At 69.7% G+C, this 22,116-nt stretch carries 15 protein-coding genes and 1 riboswitch; of the genes, 11 read left to right on the top strand and 4 right to left on the bottom strand.

Features of this window, described 5'->3' with window-relative positions:
• The 5 genes from Q0588_RS12505 to leuB all read left to right on the top strand — a co-directional run.
• Positions 1-203 (top strand): ACT domain-containing protein (locus Q0588_RS12505; RefSeq protein WP_298746574.1); only part of this gene is annotated, 203 nt, incomplete at its 5' end.
• A complete protein-coding gene (locus tag Q0588_RS12500) occupies positions 200-1,459 on the top strand; it encodes a 2-isopropylmalate synthase (protein WP_298746571.1) in 1,260 nt (419 codons plus the stop codon). The genes Q0588_RS12505 and Q0588_RS12500, both read left to right, overlap by 4 nt.
• On the top strand, positions 1,456-2,871 hold the full coding sequence (leuC, locus tag Q0588_RS12495) for a 3-isopropylmalate dehydratase large subunit (RefSeq protein ID WP_298746568.1): 1,416 nt from the start codon (positions 1,456-1,458) through the stop codon (positions 2,869-2,871). Before Q0588_RS12500 ends, leuC begins: the two co-directional genes overlap by 4 nt.
• A complete protein-coding gene (gene leuD, locus Q0588_RS12490) occupies positions 2,864-3,457 on the top strand; it encodes a 3-isopropylmalate dehydratase small subunit (protein WP_298746565.1) in 594 nt (197 codons plus the stop codon). The genes leuC and leuD overlap by 8 nt, the downstream gene beginning before the upstream one ends.
• Entirely contained in the window at positions 3,454-4,554 is a 1,101-nt protein-coding gene (leuB, locus tag Q0588_RS12485; protein ID WP_298746562.1) for a 3-isopropylmalate dehydrogenase, read from the top strand. The genes leuD and leuB overlap by 4 nt, the downstream gene beginning before the upstream one ends.
• A gap of 6 nt (positions 4,555-4,560) precedes the next feature.
• Here leuB and metB read toward each other — a convergent pair whose 3' ends face one another.
• Together metB and Q0588_RS12475 are read right to left on the bottom strand one after the other, a co-directional pair.
• On the bottom strand, positions 4,561-5,736 hold the full coding sequence (gene metB / locus Q0588_RS12480) for a cystathionine gamma-synthase (protein ID WP_298746560.1): 1,176 nt from the start codon (positions 5,734-5,736) through the stop codon (positions 4,561-4,563).
• Positions 5,733-6,797: a homoserine O-succinyltransferase gene (locus tag Q0588_RS12475; RefSeq protein ID WP_298746558.1), complete on the bottom strand. Its 1,065-nt coding sequence runs from the start codon at positions 6,795-6,797 to the stop codon at positions 5,733-5,735. The genes metB and Q0588_RS12475 overlap by 4 nt, the downstream gene beginning before the upstream one ends.
• Positions 6,798-6,874: 77 nt before the next feature.
• Positions 6,875-6,991: riboswitch (SAM riboswitch) on the bottom strand.
• A gap of 435 nt (positions 6,992-7,426) precedes the next feature.
• On the opposite strand from Q0588_RS12475, the gene Q0588_RS12470 reads away from it, so the two are divergent.
• The 4 genes from Q0588_RS12470 to Q0588_RS12455 all read left to right on the top strand — a co-directional run bounded on the left by Q0588_RS12470 (position 7,427) and on the right by Q0588_RS12455 (position 13,248).
• Entirely contained in the window at positions 7,427-9,157 is a 1,731-nt protein-coding gene (locus Q0588_RS12470) for a Gfo/Idh/MocA family oxidoreductase (protein ID WP_298746555.1), read from the top strand.
• Positions 9,158-9,160: 3 nt separating this feature from the next.
• Positions 9,161-10,144: a homoserine kinase gene (gene thrB / locus Q0588_RS12465; protein ID WP_298746552.1), complete on the top strand. Its 984-nt coding sequence runs from the start codon at positions 9,161-9,163 to the stop codon at positions 10,142-10,144.
• Positions 10,141-11,535, top strand: coding sequence for a threonine synthase (thrC, locus tag Q0588_RS12460; RefSeq protein WP_298746549.1), 1,395 nt, complete (start codon positions 10,141-10,143; stop codon positions 11,533-11,535). The genes thrB and thrC overlap by 4 nt, the downstream gene beginning before the upstream one ends.
• A gap of 420 nt (positions 11,536-11,955) precedes the next feature.
• Positions 11,956-13,248 carry a sugar MFS transporter gene (locus tag Q0588_RS12455; protein ID WP_298746546.1) on the top strand — a complete coding sequence of 431 codons (1,293 nt, stop codon included), beginning with the start codon at positions 11,956-11,958 and terminating at the stop codon, positions 13,246-13,248.
• 207 nt (positions 13,249-13,455) lie between these two features.
• Here the strand turns inward: Q0588_RS12455 and Q0588_RS12450 are convergent, their stop codons facing one another.
• The gene (locus Q0588_RS12450; RefSeq protein WP_298746543.1) at positions 13,456-14,127 is read right to left on the bottom strand and encodes a TorF family putative porin; all 672 of its coding nucleotides are present in this window, start codon (positions 14,125-14,127) and stop codon (positions 13,456-13,458) included.
• 106 nt (positions 14,128-14,233) lie between these two features.
• Positions 14,234-15,649, bottom strand: coding sequence for an ammonium transporter (locus Q0588_RS12445; RefSeq protein WP_298746540.1), 1,416 nt, complete (start codon positions 15,647-15,649; stop codon positions 14,234-14,236).
• 488 nt (positions 15,650-16,137) lie between these two features.
• Between Q0588_RS12445 and Q0588_RS12440 the strand changes: the two genes are divergently transcribed.
• A complete protein-coding gene (locus Q0588_RS12440; RefSeq protein ID WP_298746537.1) occupies positions 16,138-17,568 on the top strand; it encodes an NAD(P)-dependent oxidoreductase in 1,431 nt (476 codons plus the stop codon).
• Positions 17,565-22,115 carry a glutamate synthase large subunit gene (gene gltB / locus Q0588_RS12435; RefSeq protein ID WP_298746534.1) on the top strand — a complete coding sequence of 1,517 codons (4,551 nt, stop codon included), beginning with the start codon at positions 17,565-17,567 and terminating at the stop codon, positions 22,113-22,115. Before Q0588_RS12440 ends, gltB begins: the two co-directional genes overlap by 4 nt.
• Position 22,116: the final 1 nt, after the last annotated feature.

Raw genomic sequence — 22,116 nt, 5'->3', positions numbered from 1 at the left:
TCGGCCTCGTCGAGCGCCGGGGCTTCCACATCGACGGCCTGAGCCTGTCGGACGAGGGGGCGTCGCGCCGGGTCCAGATCACGGTGCGCGGTCGCGACGCCGGACGCTGCCCCGAGAATCTGGGGCGTCAGATCGACAAGCTGGTCGGGGCCAGCCGCACGACCTTTACGGTCGCGTCCTTTCAGACCGAGGTGGCGGCATGACCCCGGTGATGGATGCCGCCGTCGGCCACGATCCGCATCGGGTCATCGTCTTCGACACCACCATGCGCGACGGCGAACAGGCCCCGGGCTTTTCCATGTCGCCGGCCGACAAGGTCCGCATGGGCCGGGCGCTGAAGGATCTGGGCGTCGACGTCATGGAGGCCGGCTTCGCCGCCGCCTCTCCGGGCGACGAGGACTGTATCCGCGCCGTGGTCGGCGAGATCGCGGAGAATGATTCCGGGCCGGTGTTCTGCTCGCTGTCGCGGTCCAGCGAGGGCGACATCGACGCCGCCTGGCGGGCGCTGAGAGGCACGCCGCGGCGACGTGTCCACATCTTCCTGGGGACCAGCCCCATCCACCGCGCCGCCAAGCTGAAGATGACGACCGACCAGGTGATGGCGGCGGCGATCCGGTCGGTCGAATACGCCCGCACCCGGTTCGACGATGTGGAATTCTCGGCCGAGGACGCCATCCGCACCGAGCCGGAATTCCTGGCCGAGGTGCTGGAGGCCGTGGCGAAGGCCGGCGCGACGACGCTCAATGTGCCCGACACGGTCGGTTATGCGACGCCCGACGAGATCGAGGCGCTGTACCGGTTCCTGATCGCCCGCATCCGGCCGGAATTCCCCGACGTGGTCTTTTCGGCCCATTGCCACAACGATCTGGGCATGGCCGTCGCCAACACCCTGGCGGCGGTCTCGGCCGGGGCGCGGCAGGTCGAGGCCAGCATCAACGGCATCGGCGAACGGGCCGGCAACGCCTCGCTGGAAGAGGTGGTCATGGCGCTGCGGGTGCGGGCCGAGACGTTCGGCGTCACCACCGGGATCGACACGACCCGGCTGGTCTCGACCAGCCGCCTGCTGAGCGAGATCACCCACTCCCCGATCGTGCGTAACAAGGCCATCGTCGGCATCAACGCCTTCGCCCATGAAGCCGGCATCCATCAGCACGGCATGTTCGCCGACGCCCGCACATACGAGATCATGCGGCCCCAGGACGTCGGCTTCGAGGGCAGCTTCTTCGTCCTGGGCAAGCACTCGGGGCGCCACGCCGTGGCCAAGAGGGCCGAGGTTCTGGGCCATCCCCTGATCGGGATGCATCTGACGGAAGCCTTCGCGGCCTTCAAGGCGCGGGCCGACGAGATCGGCGAGATCGACGACGCCGAACTGCTGGCGATCTGCGTGGCGACGCGGCCCAGGGAGCGCGAACATGCGACGGCGTGCGGCTTTCGCCGGGATGAGCGGGGTATGAAATGACCGCCCCCCGCACCCTCTACGAGAAGGTCTGGGACCGTCATGTCGTCGTGCAGGAAACCGACGCCACCCCCGCCGTCCTCTATGTCGATCTGCATCTGGTGCACGAGGTCACCAGCCCGCAGGCCTTCAGCGAGATCGAATCGCGGGGGCTGAGGGTGCGTCGTCCGGACCGGACGTTCGCGACCCTGGATCATTCGACCCCCACCCTTCCCGCGATGGATGGCGAACGCCCCTATGTCACCCCCGAGGCGAAAAGCCAGGTGGCGCGGCTGGAGCAGAACTGCGCCCGACACGGCATCGCCCTGGCCGGATGGGACAGCGCCGATCGCGGCGTGGTCCATGTCATGGGGCCGGAGCTGGGTCTGACCCAGCCGGGCATGACCGTGGTCTGCGGCGACAGCCACACGGCGACCCACGGCGCCTTCGGGGCCCTGGCGTTCGGCATCGGCACCTCGGAGGTCGCCCACGTCCTGGCCACCCAATGCCTGCTGCAACGCAAGGCGAAATCGCTGCGGGTCACGGTGGACGGTGCGTTGCAGCCCGGCGTGTCGGGCAAGGACGTGGCCCTGGCCGTCATCGCCGCCCTGGGGTTCGGCGGCGGGACCGGCTTTGTCATCGAATATGCCGGCGAGGCCGTGCGGGGCCTGGACATGGAAGGGCGCATGACCCTGTGCAACATGTCGATCGAGGCCGGGGCCCGCGCCGGCATGATCGCGCCGGATGAAAAGACCATCGACTGGCTGCGGGGCCGGCGCCACGTCGCATCGGGCGCGGACTATGACGCCCTGGCCGCCGACTGGTTGACGCTGGCGACCGATCCGGGCGCGGTCTTCGATCGCGAGTTCCGGCTGGACGGCGCCGCCATCACCCCCATGGCCACCTGGGGCACGACGCCCGACGCCGGCTCGCCGATCGGTTCGAAGGCGCCCCAGCCGACCTCGGACAGCGAGCGCAAGGCCTTGGCCTATATGGGCTTCACCGCCGGCGAGACCACCACCACCCAGGCCGTGGACGTGGTCTTCATCGGCAGTTGCACCAACGGCCGGCTGCCTGACCTGCGCGCGGCGGCGCAGATTCTGCGGGGTCGCAAGATCAAGCCGGGGCTGCGCATGCTGGTGGTGCCGGGGTCCGAGGCCGTGCGGCGCGATGCCGAAGCCGAGGGACTGGACCAGGTCTTCATCGCCGCCGGGGCCGAATGGCGCATCCCGGGCTGTTCGATGTGCATCGCCATGAACGGAGACTTCGTCGGGCCCGGCCAGCTGGCCGTATCCACCTCCAACCGCAATTTCGAGGGCCGACAGGGCAAGGGCGCGCGCACCATCCTGGCCAGCCCGGCCACGGCGGCGGCCAGCGCCGTCGCCGGCGTCCTGACCGACCCACGCGTCTATCTACAGGAGGCGGCTCATGCCTGAACCCTTCAAGGTGCTGACCTCGCGAACCCTGGTGCTCAGCCAGACCAATATCGACACCGACCAGATCCTTCCCGCCCGGTTCCTGACCACCACCTCGCGCGACGGGCTGGGCGCCCTGGCCTTCCATGACTGGCGCTATGAATCGGACGGATCGCCCAAGCCCGAAGCGGCGCTGAACCGGATCGACCCGACCCGGAGCCGAATCCTGGTCGCGGGGGCCAATTTCGGCTGCGGATCGTCGCGCGAGCACGCGCCGTGGGCCTTGCTGGACTACGGGTTTCGCGCCGTGGTCGCGACCGAGATCGCCGACATCTTCACCGCCAACGCCCTCAAGAACGGCCTGCTGCCGGTCGTGGTCGACCCCGCGACCTGGGACGATCTGGCGAACAACCCGGACCAGCTGGTGACGATCGATCTGGAGGCCGGCGAGCTGCGGCGCGGCGACCACGCCGCCGTGTCCTTCACCGTCGAGCCGTTCGCGCGCCAGTGCCTGCTGGACGGGGTCGACACCCTGGGCTGGCTGCAGTCCCACCTGCCCGCCATCGAATCCTTCGAACACAACACCCGACCGGAACCCGTCGCATGACCAGCCCCCATACCTACAATATCGTCGTCCTGCCGGGTGACGGCATCGGCCCGGAGGTTACGGCCGCCGCCGTCGATGTGCTGCGTGTCATCGCCGACTTCTATGGCCACACCTTCCACTTCGCCGAACATCTGATCGGCGGGGTCGCGATCGACGCCACCGGCGATCCTCTGCCGGACGAGACCCGCGCCGCCTGCGCGGTCTCCGACGCCGTGCTGCTGGGCGCCGTGGGCGGACCGCGGTGGGACGGCGGCCAGCGGCGGCCGGAGGAAGGCCTGCTCGACCTGCGCAAGGTCTTGGGCCTGTACGCCAACCTGCGGCCCTTGCAGGTGTCGCCGGTGATGGCCTGCCGCTCGCCGCTGAAGAAGGAGATCGTCGAGGGCGTCGATCTGATCGTCTTCCGCGAGCTGACCGGCGGGAGCTATTTCGGCGAGAAGACCCGCACCGCGACGATGGCGTCGGACCTGTGCATCTATACGGTGGAGGAGATCGAGCGGATCGCCCGCGCCGCCTTCCAGACGGCCCTGCAACGGCGCGGCAAGGTCACCTCGGTCGACAAGGCCAATGTGATGGAGACCGGCCGCCTGTGGCGCGAGGTCGTGACCCGCATCCATGCCGAGGAGTTCCCCCAGGTGAGGCTGGAGCACGCCCTGGTCGATTCCATGGCCATGCACCTGATCCGCCGGCCGCGCGACTACGACGTCATCCTGACCGAGAACATGTTCGGCGACATCCTGTCGGACGAGATCTCGGTCCTGGGCGGGTCGATCGGCTTGTTGCCGTCGGCGTCGCTGGGGTCAGGCGGTCCGGGGCTGTTCGAGCCGATCCACGGTTCGGCCCCCGACATCGCCGGCCAGGACCTGGCCAATCCGGTGGGCGCCGTGCTGTCGGCAGCGCTGATGCTGCGTCACGGCCTCAAGCTGGAGGACGAGGCGGACTCGATCGAGGCGGCGGTCGCGGCGGTTCTGGCGGCCGGTGCGACGACCGCCGATCTGGGCGGCAAGCTGGGCACGCGGGCGGCCGCCAGGGCCATCATCGACGCCATCAGGGCCACTCACTGGGCCGCCACGCACCGGGTGCAGATGCACTGGGCCTGAACGCAATCAGGCCGCCGCCGCTTCCCCCACCGCCACCCCGGCCAGCGCCTGGGACAGGTCGGCCAGCAGGTCGTCCTGGTGCTCAAGGCCCACCGACAGCCGCAACAGGCCGTCGGTGACGCCGGCGACGGCGCGTTGTTCCGGCGTCATGGCGGCGTGGGTCATGGTGGCGGGGTGGGCGACCAGGCTTTCGACCCCGCCCAGGGATTCCGCCAGGGTGAAGAGGGCCAGCGCCTCGACGACCTCGCGGACGGCGTCGATCCCACCGTGCAGTTCAAAGCTGAGCATGGCGCCGGGGCCGTTCTGCTGGCGCGTGGCCAGGGCGTGGCCGGGATGGGATTTCAGGCCGGGATAATGGACGGCCTTCACGGCCGGATGGGCGTCCAGCGCGGCTGCGATCGCCCCGGCGGTCGTCTGCTGGCGTTCGATGCGGGCGAACAGGGTGCGCACGCCGCGCAGCGTCAGATAGGCGTCGAACGGCGAGCCGGTGACCCCCAGGCAGTTGGCCCACCAGCTGAGCAGCGCGTGGTCGTCGGCGCCGGCGCACACCACGGCGCCGCCGACCACGTCGGAATGGCCGTTGATGTATTTGGTCGTCGAGTGGACCACGAAGTCGGCGCCCAACCGGATCGGCTGTTGCAGGGCCGGCGACAGGAAGGTGTTGTCGGCCACGACCTTGGCCCCGACCGCATGGGCGCGGGTGCAGATGTCGGCGATGTCGACCACCCGCAACAGCGGGTTCGACGGCGTCTCGATGAACACCAGCCTGGGCTTGAGCGCCAGCGCGGCCTCAACCGCCCCGGGGTCCGCCTGGTCGATGAACAGAACCTCGAAATGCCCCTTCTTCGCCCTGGCGCAGAGCAGCCGACAGGTGCCGCCGTAACAGTCGTGCGGGGCGATCAGCAGGTCGCCCGGCTCCAGCGTCACCAAGGCCAGATCGACCGCCGCCATGCCGGTGGCGACCACCACGGCGCCGGCGCCGGCCTCCAATTCGGCGAGGGTCTCGGCGAGCTGGTCGCGGGTGGGATTGCCGGAGCGGCTGTAGTCGTACCGCCGCTTCTGCTGAAAGCCGGCGAACGAATAGTTCGACGACAGATACAGCGGCGGCATGACGGCGCCGTGGGCCGTGTCCTGATCGACGCCGGTGCGCGCGGCGATGGTGCGGGGGTTCTGGATGGTCATCGGTCGATCTCGCGGAGGGCGGTGCGGAGCATTTCGCCGACCAGGGCGTCCTCCTTCAGGAAGGCGTCGTGGCCGTAGAGGGACGGGGCCTCGATCAGGCGCGACAGAGCCGGCAGCCGGGCGGCCAGTTCGCGGACATCGTCGATCGGAACCAGCCGGTCGGATGTGAAACCGACCAGGGTGACGGGCGTGGCGACGGCCTCGGGCGTGACCCGGTGGCGATCGATGGAGTCCGACAACGACAGCCAGCGCGCCGGGGTCGTGTGGGTGCGATAGGCTTGGCCGCGCGCCGTCAGATATTCGCATACGGGGTATGGATCGCCGGCCGCGGCCGGAGCGGCGCCGGCGAACCGGTGGCCGAACTCCTCGGCGGTGCGGTAGGTCGTCATGGCCAGTTCGCGGGCCAGGGCGACGCCGTCCTCGGGACGGCCGGCGGCGGCGGCCAGCCGCAGGATGCGGCGCTGGATGCCCCGCCAGGCGGTGGCCTGCGGATGGGTGCGATGGGCGGCCGACACCACGATCAGCTGTTCGGCCCGGCGTGGGAACAACTCGCCGAAGGCCAGGGCGATCATGCCCCCGTACGAGGCGCCGACGAAGGCCGCGATCCTCTCCACCCCGAGGTGATCGAGCATCAGGGCCAGCAGCCGGGCCTGATCCTGCGTGGTGATGGTGACCGGCGACCGGGCGCCCTCGGGCGCGAAGTCGAAGGCCAGGACCTGGACGCGGTCGAGGTCGATCGGTCCGCGCCGGGCCACGGCGCCGGACCACCAGCCCAGGCCGTTGGTCTCGGTGCGGTGGACGAACCGGCCGCTGGAGATGCCCCCGGCGACGACGACCAGCGGAGCGCCGGCGCGGCCATGCAGCCGGCCGCGGAAAACCTCCTGGCCGAGCCGTTCGCCGGAGGCGAGACGGAAGTCGTCGGGAACGGCCACGACGATGTCGCGGGCGACCTTGGCGGGGTCGGAGTCCCGCATCGCCTTCGCGGTCGGAATCGCGGCGGAAACAGACGCCGGCGCGGGACTGCGAGGGGCGACGGGAGCGGGGGCGAGGGTGGTCGTCATGGCGGTCTCCGCATCATCCTGCTCGGCAAGACTCTGGTGCGGTGACAGACCGTGGACGCGCCGCCTAATCGACGCTCCACTCATCTCTCGCGGCCGTCCGGAGACGTCCTCGCAGGAGTTGGCACCGTTCGGGTTGGAGCCCGATGGTTGCCCCGGCGTCAAAGGGCCTATCCCTCAGCCGGTCTTGATGAGCGGGTCTAGGTTGCGGATGCGAAGGCCGCGGGTCAAGAGAAATATTCAACCTCAACTCCACGACCGAAAGGGTGCGACTGTGGCAACAGTCCATCTGTCATCCTGGTTTACGCAAGTTTTGTGCTTTTCCAGGGTTGACGCCTTGTGCGGCGCGGGACATCGTAACGGCTGAACCTCCTTCTGGGGACGCCCGTCTTGTCGCTGCTCGCGCACATCGCCGGAACGACCGCCGCCACTCCCGGACCGGCGCGTATCGGCCTGTCCGACACCGGGCTCGGTATGACCATCACCCTCACCCGCACCACTACGTCCATCGGGGCGGAGACGGGCTAGCGCGCCACCAGACGACGCGCACAGACCCTGACCCGCCCGGCCCCCCGGCCGGGTTTTTTTATTTTCGACCTTCATCTTCCTTTCCGTCGATCCCAGAGCCCGAAATGTCCCATCTCGCCGTCCTCCCCGCCGAACCCGATCTTCGGCCTGTTCTCGCCCCTCCCGAGGTGGTCGTATTGAAGTTCGGCAGCTCGATCCTGCGGAGCCCGGCCGATGCGCCGTCGGTGGCCTCGGAAATCTATGGCCATGTCCGGCACGGGCGAAAGGTCGTCGCGGTGGTCTCGGCCTTCGATGGTCATACGGACCGGTTGCTGTCGGACGCGCGGGCGCTGGGACTGGGCCACGAGAACGACCTGCTGCCGGGCTATGTGGCGCTGGGCGAGGAGAAGGCCGCGGCCTTCGCCGCGATCGCTTGCGACCGCATCGGTCTTGACGCCGTGGCCCTTACGGTGCGGGAGTTGGGAATCGTGGCGGAGGGGCCGCTGGAGCACGCCCATCCGTGCGGTCTGCAGGGGGACCGGCTTCGCGAGGCGCTGGCGCGGCACGATGTGGTGGTGGTCCCCGGATTCGGCGCTGTGCGGCCGGACGGCCGGGTGGCGCTGCTTGGACGTGGGGGATCCGACCTGACGGCGGTGTTCCTGGCCGCCGAACTGGGCCTGTCGAGGGTCAGGCTGGTGAAGGATGTCGATGGACTCTACGATCGCGACCCGGCCTCGGCCTCAGGTACGCCGCTGCGGTATTCGCGGGCGTCATGGGATGTCGCGCTCCGGTTGGGCGGGGACCTGGTGCAGCCCGGCGCCATCGACCTGGCCTGCGAGCGCGGCTTGGAAATCGAGGTGGCGGCGCTGGGCCGCGCGGATGCGACGGTGGTGGGCCGTCAGACCGCCCCTCCGGGACCGGCCCCGAAGATCGAGCCGGTCCGTGTCGCCGTCGCCGGTTGCGGCGTGGTGGGCGGAGGATTGCTGGCCCGGCTGCTGAACGACAGCCGCTACGAGGTCGTCGGCGTGCTCGTGCGGAACCCGACCAAGGCGCGCGACGTGGCTTGCCCGGCCCACCTGTTCACCGCCGACCCCGTCGACCTCCTCGGGCGGCGGCCGGACCTGGTGCTGGAAGCCATGTCCGAGGGCGCCGCGGGCCATGCCCTGATCCGCGCCGCCCTGGAACGCGGGATCGACGTGGCCAGCGCGAACAAACAGGCTATCAGCCTCGATCCGGCGGGATTGCGCGATCTGGCGGCGACCAACAACGCCCATCTGGCCTATTCCGCCGCCGTGGGCGGCGGGGCCCCGATGATCGAAACCGTACGGGCCGCCCGCGCGGTCGGGCGGATCACCGGCTTCGAGGCGGTGCTGAACGGCACGGTCAACTTCATGCTCGACCGGCTGGGGCAGGGCGCGTCGTTCGAGGCGGCCCTGGCCGAGGCCCGGATCGCCGGCTTCGCGGAGGAGGACCCTTCGTCCGATCTCGAAGGGCATGACTCGGCCGCGAAGGTCCGGCTGCTCGCGTTCGAGGCGTTCGACCGGGACCTGGAGTCAGACGCCGTGGCGCTTGACGCCCTGACGCCCGACAGTGCGCCGCGCCGGGAAGGCGTCAAGCAGATCGGAGCCTGCCACCAGGTCGATGGCGTGCTGGTCGCGCGCGTATCGCTCGACGAAGGCGGCGCCGATCCCCTCTTTCTCGGCCTCAGGGGCGAGCGCAATGCGCTTAAGGTCTTCGGGGAGAATGGCTGGACGTGGATGTGCAAGGGGCGAGGCGCGGGTCGCTGGCCGACCACCGAGAGCGTGCTGGCCGACCTCGCCGACATCGTGCGCCTCCGCCGACAGCGCACGGCCTGACCGATGGCGATCTTCACCCCGGTTTCGCATGACGAGGCCGCGGCCTTCCTGGCGACCCATGACCTGGGCGGCCTGATCGCCATGGAGGGGATCGTCGAGGGGGTTGAGAACACCAACTACCGGCTGGACACGAGCGTCGGCCGCTTCATTCTGACCCTGTTCGAAGGGCGCACGGACGCCGCGTCGCTGCCGTTCTGTCTCGGGTTGACCGACCATCTGGCGGAGCGCGGTTATCCGGCGGCGCGGGTGATGCGGAACCGGTCCGGGGCCCGGATCGGCGAGATCAATGGAAGGCCCGCGGCGATCCTGGAATGGCGGGACGGGGTGTGGCTGCGCCGGCCCGGGGCGCCGGACGTGGCGCTGGCGGGGCGGCGACTGGCCGACCTGCATCGGCTGGGCGCGGACTTTCCGCTGCGCCGCGCCAATCCGGTCGGCCCCCCCGCCTGGCGGGACCTGGCCAGACGCTGCGCCGAACGCGCCGGGGAGGCGGATCAACCGATGCTGGAGTCGCTCGTTGCGGAACTCGACCGGGCCGAGGCGGTGTTCGAGGGGGCCGCCAGGCTGCCGGGCGGGGCGATCCACGCCGACTATTTTCCGGACAACGTGCTGTTCGCGAACCGTGATATCGGCGGGGTGATCGACTTTTATTTCGCCTGCGACGGAGCCTATGTCTACGACCTCGGGATTGCGTTGAACGCCTGGGGCTTCGACGCCGAGGGGCGTCCCGACCGGGAGGCGATGGGGGCCTTCGTGCGAGGCTACGAGCAGGGCCGGCGGCTGTCGCGGGCGGAACGTGAGGCCCTGCCGGCGCTGGCCGCGGCCTCGGCGCTGCGTTTCACCCTGACCCGGCTGCACGACCGGCTGTTCCACGATCCCGCCTGGGTCGTGACGCCCAAGGACCCGGCGCCGTTCTTTCGGCGGATCGCCTTCCACGCGGCGGCGGACGCGGACACCTATGGCCTGGCGCCGGCGGACGGTGTCCCGTGAAATACATCAGCACACGCGGCGAGGCCCCGGCGGTCTCCTTCACCGAGGCCCTGCTCGGCGGCATCGCTCCCGACGGCGGCCTCTATCTGCCCGAGACCTGGCCGAAGCTGGCCGCCGCCGACATCGCCGCGGCGGCCGGGCGACCGTACGCCGCGCTGGTGCGCGAGGTGCTGGCTCCCTTCGTCGGCGGGACGCTGCCGGGGACGGTGATCGCCCGGGCCGCGGCGCGGCTGGAGGAGACCTTCCATCATGCGGCGACAGCGCCCCTGGTGCAGCTGGAGCCGAACCTGTGGGTCCTGGAGCTGTTCCACGGTCCGACCTCGGCGTTCAAGGATCTGGCCATGCAGCTGATGGCGGGTCTGGCCGATGCGGCCCTGGCCGGGACCGGCGAGCGGCTGCTGTTGCTGACGGCGACCAGCGGCGACACCGGGGCCGCCGCCGTGCGGGCCTTCGCGGGGGCCGACAACATCGACCTGGTGGTGCTGCATCCGCTGGATCGCGTGTCTCCGGTGCAGCGCCGGCAGATGACGACGGTCGGGGCGGACAATGTGCTGAACCTGGCGGTGCGGGGGGATTTCGACGACTGCCAGACGCTGGTGAAGGGCCTCCTGGCCGAACCGTCGCTGCGCGAGGGCCGGAGGGTCAGTTCGGTCAATTCGATCAACTGGGCGCGGCTGGCGGGTCAGATTCCCTACTATCTGGCCGCGGCGTCCGCCCTCGGGGCGCCGGCGCGATCCGTGCGGTTCGTCGTGCCGACCGGCAATTTCGGCGACGCCTTCGCCGGCTGGGCGGCCCGGGCGATGGGCGTGCCGCTGGACCTGATCGCGGCGGTCAACCGCAACGACGCCCTGGCCCGGGCGATCAACGCAGGACGATATGAGCGGACCAACGCCCGGGCCACGGCCAGCGTCAGCATGGACGTGCAGGCGCCCTCCAATTTCGAACGCCTGGTGTTCGAGGCCGGCGGACGCGACGCCGGCCTGACGCGGCGGCTTTTCGAACGCTTCGCCCGCGACGGCGCCGTCGATCTCCCGACCGAACTGCTGGAGGTTCTTCGCGCCCAGCTCGCGGTCACATCGATCGACGAACAGGCGACCCGCGTCGAGATCGCCACGGCCTGGCGCCGCTATGGCCGAACAGTCTGTCCGCACACCGCCGTGGCGCTGGGCGCCGCGCGACGACTGGATCCGCGGGAGGGACCCGTGGTGGTCCTGGCCACCGCCCACCCGGCGAAGTTTCCGGACGTGATCGCCGACGTCCTCGGCTTCGCGCCCGCGGAGCCCCCCACCTTCGCCGCCCTGAGCGGCGGCCCCGAAAGACTGGTCCCGATCCCGGCCGAATACCGCGCGGCGCTGACCGAGATCGGGCGGCTGCTGTCAGGTGATCGCTAGATTCAGACACCCATGGCCAGGGGCCGGAAGAGGGCGAAGCTGACGTTGCCGTTCCGGACGCGCGAAGCGGCCGACGCCGCCCTTGGTGAACCAGTTGAACAAGGCCGCGCCCGCCGGATCGGCCAGGGCGACGCGGATGGCGGGATCGCGCTCCTTCAGGAAGGACCCGACCCCCGAGATGGCGCCGCCGCTCCCGACCGCGCTGTCTTGTCGTCGGCGCCCGAAGCCGCGCTTGCAGCACCTGACGATCCTCCGGCGTCGGCCGGACCAATGCAGCCTTGGGAATCATCCCAATGCTGCATTATGAATCACCACCCAGCGATAGCGAGTTAGTCATCACCTTCATCCGACGTGTGGAATGAAACCGATGCCGCAAGTCCAGCCGCCTGGAACCCTCAACCCTGGAACGGAACTTCGGCGATGATCGACAGCACCAACCCACCGGCCCCGGGCCCGGCCCGGCCCGTGGGACACAGCCACGGCGACGTCGGCTATCTACAGTGGTTCGTATTCGGCCTGTTCTTCATCTTCGGCGGCATCACCAGCTTGAATGATGTGCTCGTGCCCAAGCTGAAGCACCTGTTCGAGCTGAACTATTTCGAGGCCATGCTGATCCAGACGGCCTTCTTCGCCGCCTATTTCATCGTCTCCCTGCCGGCCGCGGCCCTGGTGCAAAGGATCGGCTATATGCGCGGCGCGGTGGTCGGTCTGCTGGTCATGATGGCGGGCTGCCTGTTGTTCATTCCGGCGGCGGGTTCGGGCCTGTTCGCCACCTTCCTGGCGGCTCTGTTCGTTCTGGCCGCGGGCGTGACCCTGGTGCAGGTCGTGGCCAATCCATTGATCTCGATGCTGGGCGAGCCGCGCAGCGCCTCCAGCCGTCTGACCTTCGCCCAGGCTTTCAACTCGCTGGGCACCACCATATTCCCCTACGTCGGCGCCATCCTGATCCTGGGGTCGCTGGCGACCGTCGATGAAACGACCCTGACCGGCGCGGCCCTGACCGCCTACCGCGCAGCCGAGTCAGCCGTCATCACCCACGCCTATACCGGCATCGCCATCGCCCTGGCCCTGGTGGCCCTGGTGGTCTGGTTCAACCGCCGCCGGCTGGTCGAGGAGACCATCCCGGCCACCGGCATGCTGAAGGCCTTCAACCTGCTGCGACGGCCGCGCTTCGCCTTCGGCGCGCTGGGCATCTTCGTCTATGTCGGGGCCGAGGTGGCGATCGCCAGCCTCATGACGAACTATCTGATGCAGTCCGACACCCTGGGCCTGGCGGCCGAAAACGCGGCCAAGCTGCTGTTCTTCTACTGGGGCGGAGCGATGGTGGGGCGGTTCGTCGGCGCGGCCGTCATGCGCGTGGTGGCGCCGTGGAAGGTGCTGACCACCGTGGCGCTGGTGGCCGTCACGCTGATCGCCGTGTCCGCCCTGACCACAGGGACGGTGTCGGGCGTGGCCCTGCTGGCCGTCGGCTGTTTCAACGCCATCATGTTCCCGACCATCTTCACCCTGGCCTCGGCCGGGCTGGGCAGGCGGGCGGCGGAGGGGTCGGGCATCATCTGCATGGCCATCGTCGGCGGGGCCATCGTGCCGCCGCTGACCGGGCTGGTGGCCGACGCCTCGACCCTTCGGATCGCCCTGATCGTGCCGGTCGTCTGCTATGTCGTCATCGCCCTGTTCGGCCATTACTGTCGGCATGAGGAGGGACTGGCGTGACGCCTTCGTCCGATCGCAGGGTCCGTCGTGTGGTCATCGTCGGTCAGTTCAGCCATGGCCCGTTCCCGAAGCGGCCACACACCATCACAACCGCCGACGCCGTCGAGGCATGGGCCTAGGGTCCATACTCAATGCCGCTCATCCCCGCGGGGATGAGCGGCACGGGAGAAATCTCAAGTCCCGCTCGATCCGAATTGAGTCCGGACCCTAGAACAGGACCTTGACCGTCCCCACGACGCGATCATCCGAGATTGGCGACTCCACATCCGTTCCGTGATAGCGCACGTCCACCGCGAGATTGTCGGTGAAGGCGTAGGCCGCCCCCAGGTTCCAGGTCGTATAGTCGTCGGTCAGGTTCAGGAACTGCTCGCCCACCGCGCCCGACACGGTCCATTTGTCCGCCGGGACGAAGGCCCCGTTCAGCTCGACATAGGTCGCTTCCTCGTCGATTCCGAAGAAGTCCGGTGAGAAATAGACCGCGACCCCGGCGGTCACGGGACCCACGGCCCTCGACACCGCCGCCTTGACCTCGACGTAGTCATAGTCCGCGCCGCTGTCGCCGACATAGAGATAGGCCACCAGGCCGACGTCATAGGCGAACCCAGACGCCTCGCCGCGGACACCGCCGTAGAGGTCGATCTCGGCGTCGGTCTCGTCCCCGAAATCGACGTTGGAGGCCCAGGCGCCGGCGTAGAAACCACCGATGGCGACGTCCACCGAGCCCTGGAGCGCCGGTTCCTCGTCGGTCTGGCTGAAGCCGCGGAACACATAGTCGCTGGTGACGACGACATTGGCCGATACGTCCGCGTCCTGGGCCGAGGCGGTCCCGGCCGAGGCGAGCAGCGCCACAGCGGCGGCGCAGGCTGAAAACAGTCTCATGATGCTATCCCCTTGGTGTGCTTGATGATGTTTGACGCTTACCGGTCGATGACCCGACGGGCCGGTTGGGCCGGGCGCGGGGGAGGACCGCGCCCGGCCCGGCTCCTCAGGCGTGCTCGAGAGCTTCGCCGTGGAGCGTGGAGTCCAGCCCTTCGGCCTCCTGGGCCTCGCTGACGCGCAGGCCGGTGGTGAACTTGCAGATCACCAGGATCACGAAGGTGCCCACCGCGCTCCAGGCGATCGTCCACGCCAGGCCGATGGCCTGGGTCGGCAGGTCGGCGCCCTCCGACAGGCCGTTGATCGCGGTGGTGGCGAACACGCCGGTCAGCAGCGCCCCGGCCAGACCGCCGGCGCCGTGAATGCCGAAGGCGTCCAGGCTGTCGTCGTAGCGCAGCAGCTTCTTGATCCAGACCGAGGCCGCATAGCAGACCGGCCCGGCGATCAGGCCGATCATCACCGCCCCCTTGGGATCGACGAAACCGGCCGCCGGGGTGATGGCGACCAGACCGCCGACCATGCCCGACAGGACGCCGATCAAGGACGGCTTCTTCTTCTCCATCACCTCGACCAGCTTCCAGGTCAGGGCGGCGGCGGCGGCGGCCAGCACGGTGTTGGTCAGCGCCACGGCCATCAGGGCGTTGGCGGCCCCGGCCGAGCCGGCGTTGAAGCCGATCCAGCCGACCAGCAGCAGGCTGGCCCCGATCATCGTCAGCACCGGGTTGTGGGCCACGATGGGGCTGTCGCCATAGCCGGTGCGCCGGCCCAGGAACAGGGCGCAGACCAGGCCCGCGACACCCGAGTTGACGTGCACCACGGCGCCGCCGGCGAAGTCCAGCACGCCCGCGGCGCCCAGGAAGCCGCCGCCCCAGACCCAGTGGGCGATCGGCGCATAGACCACCAGCGACCACAGGGCGGTGAACAGCAGCAGGCCCGAATATTTCAGCCGCTCGGCGAAGGCGCCGGTGATCAGGGCGGGCGTGATGATGGCGAAGGTCAGCTGGAAGGCGATGAACAGGAATTCGGGAATGCCGGGCAACAGACTGTGCGCCGTCTCCATGGTCACCCCGTTCAAGAAGATGGCGTCGAAGCCGCCGATGACCTGGTTGACCGTATCGCCGTCATAGCCGCCCAGCGCCACGGCCTTGCCGAAGGCGATCGAATAGCCGGCGACGAACCACACCAGCGAGACCACGGCGAAGACGCCGACCGACTGGGTGATGGTGGCGATGACGTTCTTGCGCCGCACCATGCCGCCGTAGAACAGCGCCAGGCCGGGCAGGGTCATCAGCAGGACCAGCGCCGTGGACGTGCCCAACCAGGCCGTCCCCGCGCCGTCGAGCGCCAGCGCCGCCTGGTGGCCCAGAAGAACCGGCGCGGCCGGCGCCTCAACGGTCGGCGCCACGATGGCCGTGGCCGCCGCCTCGACCGGCGCGGCGGCGAAGGCCCCGCCCACCGTAAACAGCATGGCGATGAGCAGACAGAGGGCGACGACGCCCGGTAGCCGATTCCAGAACTGCGACATGTGAACCCCCTTCATATATCTCGCATTTGCGAACCATTTACCGCATTTGCGAGATGCGCAAGAGGCTTTCCGCATTCGGCGGCAAATTCCGTGCTGTGTTATCAATTCAGACTGGGGTGGAGGGGCAGCTTTGTCCGAATCGTCCAAGGACGGTGCACGATCACACCTCCTTCGCAACGGTCAGGGCGGGACCTGTCCATCCGTGCGCGGGCCAGGCGCCGGGTCGCCGGACGCGCGCCGCGGCGACTGGAGGAGGATGGGGGGGCGGTTCGGGTCACACGTGGCCCCGCCGCGCCAGGGGGCAGACCAAGGATTGAGCCGAAAATGATCCGGTCAGGGCGTGTCGCTGTCATGCGCTGACATATGTTACCAGCAAGCAACGATCCACAATCGGCCAAAAATCGGCATTATGTTGCCGTGCAGGACCAATTTTGTCGCATGTGAAGAATGCGTTTGCCGGTCTCCCCGTAGTTTGCTTTTATGTTGCCATGCAGCATGTCGGTCCAAACGCCTCTCGGGGTTTCGTCTCGGAGCCTCGTCGTCTCGCCAAGAAGACGGCGATGGAACGCGTGTCTGCGTTCGATGAGATCATGGCGCCGCCCCCGCTCGCGACGGTCGAGACCCAGGCCGGGCGCTGCACCGACTGCGGCGTGCCCTTCTGCCAGAGCGGCTGCCCGCTGCAGAACAACATCCCCGACTGGCTGCGGCTGACCGCCGACGGCGACGCGCGCGAGGCGTGGAACATGGCCTCGGCCACCTCGACCATGCCCGAGATCTGTGGCCGCATCTGCCCGCAGGACCGGCTGTGCGAAGGCGCCTGCACCCTGAACGTCTCGGGCTGGGAGGCGGTCACCATCGGCTCGGTCGAGGCCTGGCTGGGCGACCGGGCCTTTGACAATGGCTGGGTCGAGCCGATCCGCCCCGCCCATGATCGGCTGGAGTCCGTCGGCATCGTCGGAGCCGGCCCCGCCGGCATGGCCGCCGCCGACCGGCTGAGAAGCGCCGGCTATCGGGTCACCGTCTATGACCGCCACGACCGTCCCGGCGGCCTGCTGATCTACGGCATCCCCGGCTTCAAGCTGGACAAGGCGGTGGTCCAGCGTCGCGTCGACCGCCTGATCGAGGGCGGTGTGACCTTCGTCACCGGCTGCGAGGTCGGCAGGGATGTCACCCTCGACCAGCTTCGCGAACGCCATGACGCGGTCCTGTTGGCCATGGGGGTGTACAGGCCGCGCACGCTGTCGGCCCCGGGCTGCGGGCCGGGCGACACGGTCGCGGCGCTCGACTTCCTGATCCCTCAGAACCGTCGCGACCTGGGCGACGCCGAATCCGACCGCTGGCCTCACGCCAGGGGGCGCCGCGTGGTCGTCGTCGGCGGCGGCGACACGGCCATGGACTGCGTCCGCACCGCCGTGCGCCAGGGCGCCGAGAGCGTGGTCTGCCTCTATCGCCGCGACCGCGACAACATGCCCGGTTCGGCCCGCGAGGTGGTCAACGCCGAGGAGGAGGGGGTCCGCTTCGAATGGCTGGCCGCGCCCAGGGCCCTGATGTCGCGGGACGGCGCCGTCACCACCGTCCGGGCCGCGCGCATGAGCCTGTCCGAGCCCGTCTTCGGCCGCAGGCGGGAGGTCGTCCCCGTCCCCGGCGCCGATTTCGACCTGCCCGCCGACATGGTGATCGAGGCCCTCGGCTTCGAACCCGAGGCTTTCGCCGAGCATTCCGCCGATCTGGCCCTGACCGACCGGGGCGCGGTGGTCACGTCCCCCGGCGGTTTCGCCACCAGCCTGCCCGGCGTGTTCGCCGCCGGCGACGCCGTGCGCGGGGCCTCGCTGGTGGTCTGGGCCGTGCGCGACGGCCAGGACGCCGCCGCCGAGATCGACCGCCATCTGCGCGCCCGCGTCAGGGAGGTTGCGGCATGAGCTGGAAGGCCACATACGAAACCGGCCGCGCCCGCCTCATTGACGGCCACGCCTATCAGTCCTCCTCCGAGCGCGACGCCTGCGGCGTCGGCCTGGTCGCCGCGATCGACGGCAGGCCGCGCCGCGAGGTGGTCGAACTGGCCATCCGGTCGCTGAAGAACGTCGCCCACCGCGGCGCCGTGGACGCCGACGGCAAGTCGGGCGACGGCGCCGGGCTGATGATCGAGGCGCCCCAGGGCTTCTTCGCCGACGAGATCCGCGCCATCGGCCAGATCCCGCGCCCCGGCCCCATCGCCATCGGCCAGATATTCCTGCCGCGCACCGACCTCTCGGCCCAGGACCGCGCCCGCGCCATCGTCGAGACCGAGGTGCTGCGCGCCGGCTTCTATATCCATGGCTGGCGCCAGACCCCGATGGACCTGTCGGTGGTGGGCTCGAGGGCCGACGCCACCCGGCCCGAGATCGAACAGATCATGCTGGCCCCCCCGGCCGATCTCGAGGGCGAGGCGCTCGAGCGCGAGCTTTACCTGTGCCGCCGCCGCATCGAGCGCGCGGTGCAGGCGGAAGGCCTGCCCGGCTTCTACATCTGCTCCCTGTCGGCGCGGTCGCTGGTCTACAAGGGCATGGTTCGGGCCGAGCTGCTGGACCGGCTCTATCCCGACCTGCTCGATGCGCGCTTCGAGGCGGCCTACGCCATCTTCCACCAGCGCTATTCGACCAACACCTTCCCCGAATGGCGTCTCGCCCAGCCGTTCCGGATGCTGGCCCACAACGGCGAGATCAACACGCTGAAGGGCAATCTCAACTGGATGCGGTCGCACGAGATCCGCATGGCGGCCCAGGCCTTCGGCGACCGCGACGGGGAGGTCAAGCCGGTGGTCCAGCCGGGCGGCTCTGACTCCGCCGCGCTGGACAACGTCTTTGAGGTGCTGGTCCGCGCCGGCCGCCCCGCCCCCATGGCCAAGGCCCTGCTGATCCCGGAGGCCTGGGCCCGCGACGACGGCCTGATGAAGACCGAACACCGCGCCCTCTACGCCTATTGCAATGCGGTGATGGAGCCGTGGGACGGTCCGGCCGCCGTCTGCGCCACCGACGGCCGCTGGGTCGTCGCCGGCAAGGACCGGAACGGTTTGCGTCCGCTTCGGGCCATGGAGACCGTCGATGGCCTGCTGCTGGTCGGCTCGGAGGCGGGTCTGGCCGGCCTGCCCGAGAGCCGCATCAGGCGGCGGTTGCCGATCGGCCCCGGCCGCATGATCGTGGCCGACCTCAAGGAAGGCCGGCTGCTGGACGAGACCGAGGCCGTCGACGCCCTCGCCGCCGATCATCCGTATACGGATTGGCTCGGCAATATGGTCGATCTGGAGCCCCTGATCGGCCCCGGACCCGAGCCCCGCGCCGCTGTCGGCGAGGTCCTCACCCGGCGCCAGATCGCCTCGGGCTTCAGCCGCGAGGATCTGGACCTGCTGCTCGACCCCCTGGTCAGGGACGGCAAGGAGGCGGTCGGCTCCATGGGCGACGACACGCCGCCGGCGGTGCTGTCGGATCAGCCGCGCCCGCTGGCGCATTATTTCCGCCAGAATTTCAGCCAGGTCACCAATCCGCCGATCGATCCCCTGCGCGAGGCCGGGGCCATGAGCCTGAAGACCCGGTTCAAGAACCTGGGCAATATCCTGGCCGAGGAAGAGGCCCAGACCGATGTCTTCGTGCTGGACAGCCCGGTCCTGACCACCGGCATGTACGAGCGGATGCTGGGGGTCGTCGGCGCCGGCTCCACCGTGGTGATCGACTGTTCCTACCCCGTCCCCGAGACGGCCCAGGCAGGAAACCGCCCCGCGGCGGGCGACAGCCACGAGAACGACGCCCGTCCCGGCGCGGCGCTCCGCGCGGCGCTGGACCGCGTCAACGCCGAGGCCGAGGCCGCCGTGCGTGGCGGCTGCGGCCTGATCGTCCTGACCGACGAGCGGGCGTCGGAGACGCGCGTCTCCATCCCCATGATCCTGGCCACGGCGGGCGTCCACGGCCGCCTGACCGACACCGGCCTGCGCTCCTTCGTCTCCATCGTGGTGCGAAGTTCGGAAGTGCTCGATCCCCACGGTTTCGCCGTGCTGGTCGGGGTCGGCGCCACCGCCGTCAACGCCTGGCTGGCCCAGGAGCTGTTCCAGGAACGTCTGGACCGCGGCGCCTGGCCGGGTCTGAGCCTTCACGACGCCTGTCTGAACTACAAGGCCGGCATCGAGGCCGGCCTGATGAAGATCATGGCGCGCAAGGGCATCAGCGTCATCTCGGCCTATCGCGGCGGCTGCGAGTTCGAGGTTCTGGGCCTCAGCCGCGCCCTGACGAGCGAATTCTTCCCCGGCGCCCCCTCGCGCATCTCCGGCATCGGCCTGGCCGGGCTGGAGCAGGCCTCCCTGCGCCGTCACGCCCTGGCCTGGACCGGGGCCGCGCCCTCCCCGGCGATCGGCGGCTTCCTGAAGATTCGGGCGGGCGGCGAGACCCACGCCCATGAAGCGAAGACCATCCACCTGCTGCAGGACGCCTGCAACCGGGGCGACTATCGCCGTTTCAAACAGTATTCGCAGGCCGTCCACGACCAGCCCGACCTGGCCCTCCGCGACCTGCTCGACTGGCGCGAGGGCCTGACCCCCGTCCCCGTCCACGAGGTCGAGAGCGTCTCCGACATCCGCCGCCGCTTCCTGACGCCCGGCATGTCGCTGGGCGCCCTGTCGCCCGAGGCCCACGGCACGCTCAACATCGCCATGAACCGCATCGGCGCCCGCTCGGTCTCGGGCGAGGGCGGCGAGGACCCGGAACGCTATGCGACCCGCCCGGACGGCGACGACATGAACTCGGCGGTCAAACAGGTCGCCTCGGGCCGGTTCGGGGTCACCGCCGAATATCTGAACCAGTGCCGCGAGATCGAGATCAAGATCGCGCAGGGCGCCAAGCCCGGCGAGGGCGGCCAGCTGCCCGGCTTCAAGGTCACCGAATTCATCGCCCGGATGCGGCACTCGACCGTGGGCGCGACGCTCATTTCACCCCCGCCGCACCACGACATCTATTCGATCGAGGATCTGGCCCAGCTCATCTACGACCTGAAACAGATCAATCCCGAGGCCCGGGTCGCGGTGAAACTGGTCTCGGCCTCGGGCATCGGCGCCATCGCCTCGGGGGTCGCCAAGGCCCGGGCCGACATCATCCTGATCGCCGGCCACAACGGCGGCACCGGCGCCTCGCCCCAGTCCTCGATCAAACACGCCGGCCTGCCGTGGGAGATCGGCCTGGCCGAGACCCATCAGGTGCTCAGCCTCAACAATCTGCGCAAGGACGTCGTGGTCCGCGCCGACGGCGGCATGAGGACGGGCCGCGACATCGTCATCGCCGCCATTCTGGGGGCCGAGGAGTTCAACATCGGCACCGCCAGCCTGATCGCCATGGGCTGTCTGATGGTGCGCCAGTGCCATTCCAACACCTGTCCCGTCGGCGTCTGCAGCCAGGACGAACGGCTGCGCGAGAAATTCACCGGCACGCCCGACAAGGTCGTGAGACTGTTCAGCTTCATCGCCGAGGAGGTGCGCGAAATCCTCGCCGGCCTCGGCGCCCGCACCCTGGACGAGGTCGTCGGCCGCACCGATCTGCTGCGTCAGGTCCGCCGCGGCGGCGGCCATCTGGACGACCTCGACCTCAACCCCCTGCTGGTCCGGGTCGAGGCGCCGGAGAAGAAGGCCTGGGCCGCCAAGGGCCGCGCCGAGGTCGCCGACACCCTGGACGCCCGGGTCCTTTCGGACGCCGGCGCCTTCCTCGACCGGGGCCAGAACCTGCAGCTCAGCTATCCGATCGCCAATGTGCAGCGCACCATCGGCGCCCGCGTCTCCTCGGCCATCGTGCGCCGCTGGGGTCCGGCGGGACCGCCGGGCGCCCTGCTGCTGCGGCTCGAGGGCTCGGCCGGCCAGAGCCTGGGGGCCTTCGGGGCCAGGGGCCTCAAGCTCGAACTCACCGGCGAGGCCAACGACTATGTCGGCAAGGGCCTGTCCGGGGCCGAGATCGTCGTCAAACCCATCGAGTGGCGTGAAAACCAGCCGCTGATCGGCAACACCACCCTTTACGGCGCGACCTCGGGCCGGCTGTTCGTGGCGGGCGCGGCGGGCGAGCGGTTCGCGGTGCGCAACTCCGGCGCCGACGCGGTGGTCGAGGGCGCAGGCGCCCATGCTTGCGAATACATGACCGGCGGCTGCGTGGCGGTGCTCGGCCCGGTCGGCTGGAACCTGGCGGCCGGCATGAGCGGCGGAGAATTGTTCGTGCTCGATCAGGACGACCGCGTGGCCCTGGCGCTCAACGGCGACCTCGCCTCGCCCGCGCCGATCGACGAGGCGGCGGCAGGGCGCCTGTGCGCGCTGGTCCAGGCCCACGCCGCCGCGACCGGCTCCCCCCTGGCCCGGCGTCTGTTGTCGGCCTGGACCGACAGCCTGACCCGCTTCGTCCGCATCGTCCCGACCTCCGCCGCGCGACAGGTCGAACCCGTACCCGCTCCGTCAGCCTTGTCGGCTTGAC

The organism is uncultured Brevundimonas sp. (assembly GCF_937870815.1).
GTDB lineage: Bacteria > Pseudomonadota > Alphaproteobacteria > Caulobacterales > Caulobacteraceae > Brevundimonas.
Note: the sequence above shows the minus strand (reverse complement) of the source record. Positions and strands in the feature narration are given on the sequence as shown.